Genomic DNA, 7,754 nt, shown 5'->3' with positions numbered 1-7,754 from the left:
AGAAGTACTACAATACGCGGCGGTTACATCAGACCTTGGGCTACCAAACACCTGCCGCCGTCGACGCTGCATACCGTGTGCCTAAATAACTGTCCAGGATATCCGGATCATCTCAGGTCTGACATTCAGACACGAGCCCTGCTGTAGCAAGCGCTGCGCGGGGTGAAAGCAGCTGCGGACTTCACAACAGGCAGTCAGCGTTTCGGAACAAGGCTGAGCCCGTGTCCGAATGTCAGACCTGACCCTGGTTGTTGTCGTTATCGATCCGGCGCCGCCAATACCTCGCGGATGGCGGCGGCCACGATCTCCGGATGCGTTACCTGCATCTGGTGCGAGGCGTCGGCCACCACGGTCTTCGCCTTCGGATACAGCGCCTTCACGAAGGCACGGGTATCGTCGTCGAAATTGAAGGCGCCGAAATCGACGGCGATCGCGGTCGACGACACCGGCTTGTTGACCAGGCGGACGATCGGCTTGTCGTCGATGCGCGGCAGGGCGGCCACCATTTCGCCGGTTTCCCAGATATGGTCGATCTCGTCGGCCACCGTGCGCGAAAAGAACAGCCACTTGCCGGCGCGCGCGTACAGCGGGAAGTCCTGCGACTTCTTTATCACGCGCGGATACAGCGCATCGACCAGCACCAGCCCCTTCACTTCCTCGGGATAGCGCCGCGCGAACAGCTGCATGTACAGGCCGCCGAGCGAATGACCGACCAGCACATACGGCGGCTGCAGGCCCTTGCGCCGCAAGGTGCTGCGCAGCTGCTCGACGATGGTGGCGCCATCGCGCGGGGCATCGACCGCCTCGCTGTTGGCGTAGCCGGGGCGGTTGTAGGCGAACACGGTGGCGCTGTCCTTGACGCCATCGAGCACCTTGTCCCAGCCGGCGAGGGTGGCGCGCGAACCGTTTTCGAAGACCACAGTCGCTTTTGCCGCGGGGTTGCGGATGGTGAGCGTTTCGAGCTTGCGGCCTTCGACGGTGTCGATACGCGCCAGTTCGACGGCGGCCGGTACGGATGCGGTGACGAGGGCGAGCGTGCAGAAAACGGCGCACAGGAGCGGGATGCGGGTGGCGGAGAGCGTCATGGTATCGGCGTGCGGGTTGTGGAAACCTCATCCTCGACCTCGGCCGGCGCGTGGTCATGCGGATTGCGACGAACGGCAAGCGGGCGCGATGAATCGCCAGCCGGCGCCCGATTTCTAGCGTACAGGCAATGTAGCGCTGGCATTTGGACGGCTATGCGAGCATGGAAATCACTCTCCAGTCAGCTCTACCTTGCCGAAAGGATTCACCCAATGAAGCACGACCAAGCGCCGCGCCGGGACTTCCTGCGCTACGTGGGCACGCTCGCCGCCCTGTCCGCTCCAGCCATGCAGGCCGCCGCAGCCGAAAAGGACCGCGTCACCTTCCCGCCGATCGAAACGAAAAGCGAAAAGCCCGAGAAGACCGAGCCGCCCGGCGACCCGATGAATGAGCGGGTCGGTATCGCCATCGTTGGCGTGGGCCGCATTTCGGTGAACGAGGTGCTGCCCGCTTTCGCGCAGAGCAAGCACACGAAACCGGTGGCGCTGGTCAGCGGCGACCGCGCCAAGGCACTCAAGATCGCGCGCCAGTACAACATCCCGGAAAGCGCGGTGCTCGATTACAAGGACTACGACAAGCTGGCCGGCATGCCGGAAGTGCAGGGCGTCTACATCGCGCTGCCGAACAGCATGCACGCCGAGTACACGATCCGCGCCGCGCGCGCCGGCAAGCACGTGCTGTGCGAAAAGCCGATGGCCAATACCGTGGCCGAATGCCAGAGCATGATCGACGCCTGCAAGGGCGCCAAGCGCAAGCTGATGATCGCCTACCGCCGCCAGTACGCGCCGGTCGAGCGCACCCTGGTGAAGATGATCCGCGAGAAGAAGCTGGGCGAGCTGCGCGAGTTCGTGTCGTGCAATTCGCAGAACATGGGCGACCCCCAGCACTGGCGCCTGAAGCGCGCCCTGGCCGGCGGCGGCGCGCTGCCCGACGTGGGCTTGTACTGCATCAACGAGGCGCGCTTCCTGAGCGGAGAGGAGCCGGTGGAAGTGATCGGCCATACCTGGTCGACGCCGGGGGACGCGCGCTTCAAGGAAGTCGAGGAATCCTGCCAGTTCGTGCTGCGCTTCCCGAGCGGCTTCGTGGCCAGCTGCACCACCGGCTACGCCTCGCACAAGTCGCAGATGTTCCGCCTGAACGGCTCGACCGCGTTTGCGGAGATGAATCCGGCCTACGCCTACAACGGCAACAGGCTGCGCATCTCGCGCGTGGAAGGCGGCAAGGAGCAGGGCCAGGAGCAGACTTCTGAAATCCAGGTCGAGGAAGAGAACCAGTTCGCCAAGGAGCTCGACCACTTCGCCCAGTGCGTGCGGCAGGACAAGCAGCCGCACACGCCAGGGGAAGAGGGGCTGCAGGACCAGCGCATCATCGAGGCGATCTATGCGTCGGCGAAGAGCGGGCGGGCGGTGAAGCTGACGCCGCCGCCGGGCAAGACGCGCGGGCCGGAGCCGGAGGAAAAAGCTTGATGTAGCGAGCTTGTCTCAAGGCGAACGCGGCTTGCGTTTCTTGGTGGAAGACGAGCCAGCCGCGTCGTTGATCTGGGCTTCATCGTTGCTTCCTGCGTTTGGTACAGACAAGGAGCGCGCTGCTTCTTGGAATGCTGCGAGTGATTCCGCCATTTGACGATGTACCTCTGCCATCGCTTTCTCGAAATCCTCACGTAACATCAGGCCATTCCGTGGGCTTTCTGTCACTGGTGCCGTTTTCGCGACCGGAACAAATCCGACCTCGAGTCCAAAGAACTTCCCGATCTGGTTCAAGGTTGCAATCGTTGGATTGGCCTGTCCAAGCTCGATCGCCTTGATCACCCGCGCACTGACTTCGCGGTGGCGTGCGAACTCGTCTTGTGTCAGGCCCGAAATCGCACGCATTTCGCGTACGCCTTCATTGATCGACAGCCTGGCTGCAGCGGCAGTTTCCAGTAATTGGTTGCGCCGTTCGCGAGCCTGTTCCTTATCCAATGGTTTTTTTTTGCTCATGCCTGTCTCAATGCCAGAAGTTGCATGCGTTGCTTTTGGATGCCAGGCGTAACAAAATCGACGATGTCCTGATCGACGCCCACTTCACGCATGCAGTCCGTTAACGTTGCCAATTGCTGGCCAAAGCCGATCAATGCATCGACCAGTTGCTCACGTTCCGGTGCCGGCAAGGCCAGGTGATCCAGTACCTCTGTCCAGCACTGGCATTCTTTTCCTGTATCGAGCCGATACCAGCGCGCAGCGCGCGTAATACCCTCAGGATCAAGATACATGGGCGCGAAATCGAACAGGGGCGTAAGGCGTGTTGCACCGTCGACTGTCTGCACAGCGGTATTGCGGGCGTGGTTATCGGGATTGCGCATTGCCAGGTTCAGCACATCGCGCCGAATGAATTCGATGGTCTCATCCAGCGGCGAATCGACTACCCGGCGAATCGCTGCGAGCAAATCGAACTGGTTTGCCTGGATGCCAAAGCCGCCCAAGCCAGCGATCGACGCCGTACTCTCCTGATGAAAACGCAGTACCTGCCCATCCTGCGCGTGCCGGTCGAAACGCGGTATGAACAGCATGTCTTCTTCCAGAAATGGAAGGGCGAAACTACGGATCCCGAAGCGTTGTGCGACTTCCATGTAGCGCGCTTCGTTACGTAATACTTTGCGGTCTGCTTCCGAGGGGCCACGTGGACGCTTGACGATATAGTGGCGATGCGCCTCCTCGTCGGGAAGCGCAGCATCCGGATACCATTTGCCGTCGTGCGCCTGGGTGAGCAGGTATTTTGGTGCGACGCCCTGGATACCTGTCCCGCCCGCCGCCAGCATTCCATGCACCATCATGGCTTCATGAAACTCCGGAGCACGTGCAAGCAATTCGTCGAATTCAAAGCCTTCGGACGCCAGTCCGTGACGCTCGACATGCTGGTCGAAATACTGCACGGCTTCCCTGACACGCAGACGTCCTATGGGATTGAACGCGCCGGCGCACAATAATGGCAAGTCGGACGCTTGTGCATCGGGAAGCTGAAGCCGGTCGAGAAGAAACCGCCGGCCATTGCCTTGTGGGACAAGGTCGTACAAAAAGGTGGGCCACGCCTGCAGGACATGACGATCTGCATCTACAGGGCAAGCCAGCGACACTGGCGGTGGCGTGTCCCTGAACGCATAGTGGAGATCGTATTCAAACACGCAGTCGCTCGCGCGAAAGCCATTACGTACCACATCGGAGAAGCTGGCCTTTGCAGCTTCCAGCCATTGACCTTCGTGAAAAATCTCGATGTGGCAATCCATATCAGGGCTTTCGCGTCTTGATCAACCGATGGATGAGATTGAAGTGCATTAAAAGATACTGGAAGTATAGCAAGTGCGCGAAATGTGGGCTGAATATCGTTGAAACGCGTGATTTTCCTGCAAGCAGACAGGTACCGGGAATGGAGTGTCTGGCTCACTCAAACCCGCGCACCGGGAAACTGGCATCGCGCTGGATCCAGTTGCGCGGCGAGTATTCGGTTGCCGCATCGGTCGCATGCAGCGTGAACGCATGGCGCGACACCTGCGAGCGGTTCGGCGCGCTGTAGTGCGGCAGCAGGCCGTGGAAGCAGACCAGCGTTCCCGCCTTGGCTTCCAGCGGCACGGCGGTACTGTCGTCCGGCCATGGCGTGCTGTCGAGCTTTTCCATGTGGATGCGGTCGCCGTCGCGCAGGAAGCGTTCGCGCAGCGGGCCGCGGTGGCCGCCGGGTTCAGCCCACAGGCAGCCGTTGTCGACGGTGGCGTCTTCCAGCGCGAACCAGAAAGTGGTGACGCTGATCGGGGTGGAATCGAAGAAGGTCGCATCCTGGTGCCAGCGCACTTCGCCGCCGATGCCAGGTTGTTTAAAGATGTACATGGACTGCCAGACCTGCGGCTGCGTCAGGCCCAGGTCACGCGCCACGGCGGCCAGTTTCGGGTCGCGCGTAAAACGCTCGAACACCGGGTCGAGGTCGTGCATGGCGTGGCCGATCTTGTTGATCGACAGCGCCTTGGCCTGGCGCAGCTGGCCGTCCGGACCAAACGCTTCCTCTTCGAAGAAGCAGCGCACCGTGTTGTCCGAGCCGAGGAACCAGGCGTCGCTGGCGCGTTCCTGGTCGCGCGTGGTGAAGATCGCACGCGATTCGCTGGGGTCGAAGGCGTCGACGATTTCTTCCGCACGCCGGCGCAATGCCGCGATCTCGTCGAGGGACTTGAAGTTGGGAAGGATGATGAAGCCGTCGCGCTCGAAGCCGGCGCGCTGTTCGGGTGTCAGCATGGTGGGTACAGGGTTGGTTGGGCGCAGGCGCGGATTCAAGTCGACACTGGCCGCACGTTATCGAGCGTGAACGTAAAGGCGGTGCGGCCGGCGCTGGAGGTAACGTCGATCTTGCCGCCGTGCGCACGCGCGATCTGGTCAACGATGTACAGGCCGAGGCCGAGTCCTTCGCTGCCCGGGCGCGAGGTGGCGCGCCAGTAGGGCTTGAACAGCTGGGCGATGACTTCCGGCGGCAGGTCCTGGCCTTCGTTCGACACCGACAGCACGAACTTGCCGTCCTCGTGGCGCGCGTCGATGTGCACCGGTGCCCCGGCGTCACCGTGTACCAGCGCGTTTGCCAGCAGGTTCGACAGCAGCTGGGCCAGGCGCTCGGGGTCGCAATCCAGGCATAGCAGGTCGGGGATGGAGGCGGCGATCACGCGCTCCGGGTGCAGGCCGCGCATTTCGTCGATTACCTGTTCCAGCGTCAGGTGCACGCTGTCGTGGCGGCGCAGCTTCAGGCGGATGCCGCTGCCCATGCGTCCGCGCGTGAAGTCCATGACGTCGTCGACCAGCGAGGCCATGCGCCGCGCGCTGCGGCGGATGCGCTCGACCACGGGCAGCAGCGCCGGGTCGGCCACCTTCAGCGCCAGCAGGTCGGCGCCCAGCGCGATCGAGCCGAGCGGGGTGCGCAGGTCGTGGCCCAGCACCGCGATGAACTGCTCGCGCAGTTCGGCGGTCTCGCGTTCGGACGACAGGTCCGAGCGGGCGGCCTGCTGGCGGTTCTCGGCGTCGAGCTGCTTCGAGATCAGTTCGGCAAACAGGTGCAGGGTCGAGACGGTGACCGGGTCGGACAGCTTGATCGGTTTCGGGTCGAGCCCGCACAGGGTGCCGAAATAGCGGCCGTCGGTGCGGAACACGGGAATCGAAAAGTAGCTCTGGAAGCCGTAGATGCGCGGTGTGTGGTGGCCGGCGTACTGCGTGCTCTCGGCCACGTGGTCGATGATGACCGAACTGCCGGTATCGCGCACTTCCTCGCACAGCGTGGTCGTGACGTCGAGTTCGTCGCCCGGTTTCAGGCCGAATTCCAACTTGTCGAGCACCGCGCAGGTGATCCAGGCGTCGTCGGTGACGTGGGCGATGCAGACGAAGCCCAGGCCGGTCATGGCGGCCACGGTTTCCAGGATCTTCGGCACGGCGCCGATGGCCTGGATTTCGTCCACGCTCTTGCGAAGGTCTACTGCCATGCGCTTTCCCGGCGGGTAAATGTGTTAGCCCGGGATTCTAACACCGTCGCGCAGCGGGCCGACGGTCCAGGCGCCGTCGGCATACACGCGTTCGTCGCCTAGATACACGGCATCGGTGACCACGAACACGTCGATGTGGTACCTCGCATCCTTGCGCTTGAAGCCCGGCTTCGGATACACGCCGTGCTTGGCGCCCAGCGACAGATGGATGCCGCACATGCGCTCGTAGGTGCCGATGTCGTCCACGCGGCGCTCGCGCGTAAAGGCGCGGTTCATGCCGAAGCCGAGTTCGCGCACCCAGACTTCGCCTTCCTCCATGCGGATGTTGTCGAGCACCTGCTGGAAGGCCGGCGTTGCGTTCTCGGTGCCGACCACGCGGCCCTTTTCCACGATGATCGTCACCGGCGTCTCGGGCCGGTTCGAGCGGTAATTGGTATCGCCGAACACGTGGATCTGCGCGCGGCCATTCACCGCTTCCAGGTCGAGGGCCTCGGTGAAGACTTCGCCGATCGGGAACTGGCCGCCGACGTTGTGCATCTCGCTGTAGTCGCCGATGTTCAGCTTGGCCGGCTCGAAGCCTGATGCGAACACCAGCTCCTCGCCGCCGCCGACCACGCGGCCCAGTGGCGCCTTGTCGATCTTCGCCTTCAGGCCACGGCCCACGCCGCGGAAGTAGGCCGGCTCGTAGGCCAGCGCCTCGATGTAGTGCTCGGACTGCGGCCCCGGCATGCGCGACAGGTGCACGTGCTCGATCACCTTCAGGCCCAGCTTGAACAGCTCCACGCGGATGCGGAAGGCCTCGAGGCGGAAGTTGGTCGACTGGACCAGCACCACCAGGTCCTTTGCCGACAGCGCGCGGAAGCGGGCCAGCACCTCGTCGTGGCCCGTGCGGTCGAAGTCGATGAAGTCCGCATCCGGCAGGTTGCGCCGGTAAGCCTCGACCAGGGCGCGCGCCAGGCCGGTGCGTTCGTCGTAGACCACCAGTGCGCGCTGCGCCGGGCCGTGCTCGATGGCGAAGCCGAGGATGTCGCGCAGGTGCGCGGTGGCGGCATCGATGGCGTGCGCGGGCAGGTCGGGCGAGGCGATGTCGGCGGAAGCGGGCAGGGAAGTCATGGCGTACGGCGTGAGGGCATGTCGGATGCCGTCCATTATACGGTTCTGGCCCAAAGTTCCCCTCAATAGCGCGTCT

At 63.2% G+C, this 7,754-nt stretch carries 7 protein-coding genes; 1 reads left to right on the top strand and 6 read right to left on the bottom strand.

Annotated features, from left to right (window positions below; genetic code table 11):
- Window positions 1-257 precede the first annotated feature (257 nt).
- Window positions 258-1,085 carry an alpha/beta fold hydrolase gene (locus tag LK540_RS23235; RefSeq protein ID WP_229439776.1) on the bottom strand — a complete coding sequence of 276 codons (828 nt, stop codon included), beginning with the start codon at window positions 1,083-1,085 and terminating at the stop codon, window positions 258-260.
- Window positions 1,086-1,295: 210 nt separating this feature from the next.
- Between LK540_RS23235 and LK540_RS23230 the strand changes: the two genes are divergently transcribed.
- Entirely contained in the window at window positions 1,296-2,549 is a 1,254-nt protein-coding gene (locus LK540_RS23230; RefSeq protein WP_229439775.1) for a Gfo/Idh/MocA family protein, read from the top strand.
- A 15-nt stretch (window positions 2,550-2,564) separates the two neighbouring features.
- Here LK540_RS23230 and LK540_RS23225 read toward each other — a convergent pair whose 3' ends face one another.
- The 5 genes from LK540_RS23225 to LK540_RS23205 all read right to left on the bottom strand — a co-directional run bounded on the left by LK540_RS23225 (window position 2,565) and on the right by LK540_RS23205 (window position 7,678).
- Window positions 2,565-3,062 (bottom strand): helix-turn-helix domain-containing protein, encoded by a 498-nt coding sequence (locus tag LK540_RS23225; protein WP_229439774.1) that lies wholly within the window; start codon window positions 3,060-3,062, stop codon window positions 2,565-2,567.
- Window positions 3,059-4,345: a type II toxin-antitoxin system HipA family toxin gene (locus tag LK540_RS23220; RefSeq protein ID WP_229439773.1), complete on the bottom strand. Its 1,287-nt coding sequence runs from the start codon at window positions 4,343-4,345 to the stop codon at window positions 3,059-3,061. The genes LK540_RS23225 and LK540_RS23220 overlap by 4 nt, the downstream gene beginning before the upstream one ends.
- 154 nt (window positions 4,346-4,499) lie before the next feature.
- Window positions 4,500-5,339, bottom strand: coding sequence for a phytanoyl-CoA dioxygenase family protein (locus LK540_RS23215; protein ID WP_229439772.1), 840 nt, complete (start codon window positions 5,337-5,339; stop codon window positions 4,500-4,502).
- A 35-nt stretch (window positions 5,340-5,374) separates the two neighbouring features.
- The gene (locus LK540_RS23210) at window positions 5,375-6,565 is read right to left on the bottom strand and encodes an ATP-binding protein (RefSeq protein WP_229439771.1); all 1,191 of its coding nucleotides are present in this window, start codon (window positions 6,563-6,565) and stop codon (window positions 5,375-5,377) included.
- A 24-nt stretch (window positions 6,566-6,589) separates the two neighbouring features.
- Window positions 6,590-7,678 carry a hypothetical protein gene (locus tag LK540_RS23205; protein WP_229439770.1) on the bottom strand — a complete coding sequence of 363 codons (1,089 nt, stop codon included), beginning with the start codon at window positions 7,676-7,678 and terminating at the stop codon, window positions 6,590-6,592.
- Window positions 7,679-7,754: the final 76 nt, after the last annotated feature.

This window comes from Massilia sp. IC2-278 (genome assembly GCF_020708045.1).
Lineage (GTDB): Bacteria > Pseudomonadota > Gammaproteobacteria > Burkholderiales > Burkholderiaceae_D > Telluria.
The sequence above is the reverse complement of the archived record's forward strand: the minus strand, read 5'-3'. Positions and strand labels throughout refer to the sequence as shown.

Coding starts and splice junctions, on each gene's coding strand:
- LK540_RS23225 (WP_229439774.1), bottom strand. CDS start 3,062: ATGAGCAAAAAAAAACCATTGGATAAGGAACAGGCTCGCGAACGGCGC.
- LK540_RS23210 (WP_229439771.1), bottom strand. CDS start 6,565: ATGGCAGTAGACCTTCGCAAGAGCGTGGACGAAATCCAGGCCATCGGC.
- LK540_RS23215 (WP_229439772.1), bottom strand. CDS start 5,339: ATGCTGACACCCGAACAGCGCGCCGGCTTCGAGCGCGACGGCTTCATC.
- LK540_RS23220 (WP_229439773.1), bottom strand. CDS start 4,345: ATGGATTGCCACATCGAGATTTTTCACGAAGGTCAATGGCTGGAAGCT.
- LK540_RS23205 (WP_229439770.1), bottom strand. CDS start 7,678: ATGACTTCCCTGCCCGCTTCCGCCGACATCGCCTCGCCCGACCTGCCC.
- LK540_RS23230 (WP_229439775.1), top strand. CDS start 1,296: ATGAAGCACGACCAAGCGCCGCGCCGGGACTTCCTGCGCTACGTGGGC.
- LK540_RS23235 (WP_229439776.1), bottom strand. CDS start 1,085: ATGACGCTCTCCGCCACCCGCATCCCGCTCCTGTGCGCCGTTTTCTGC.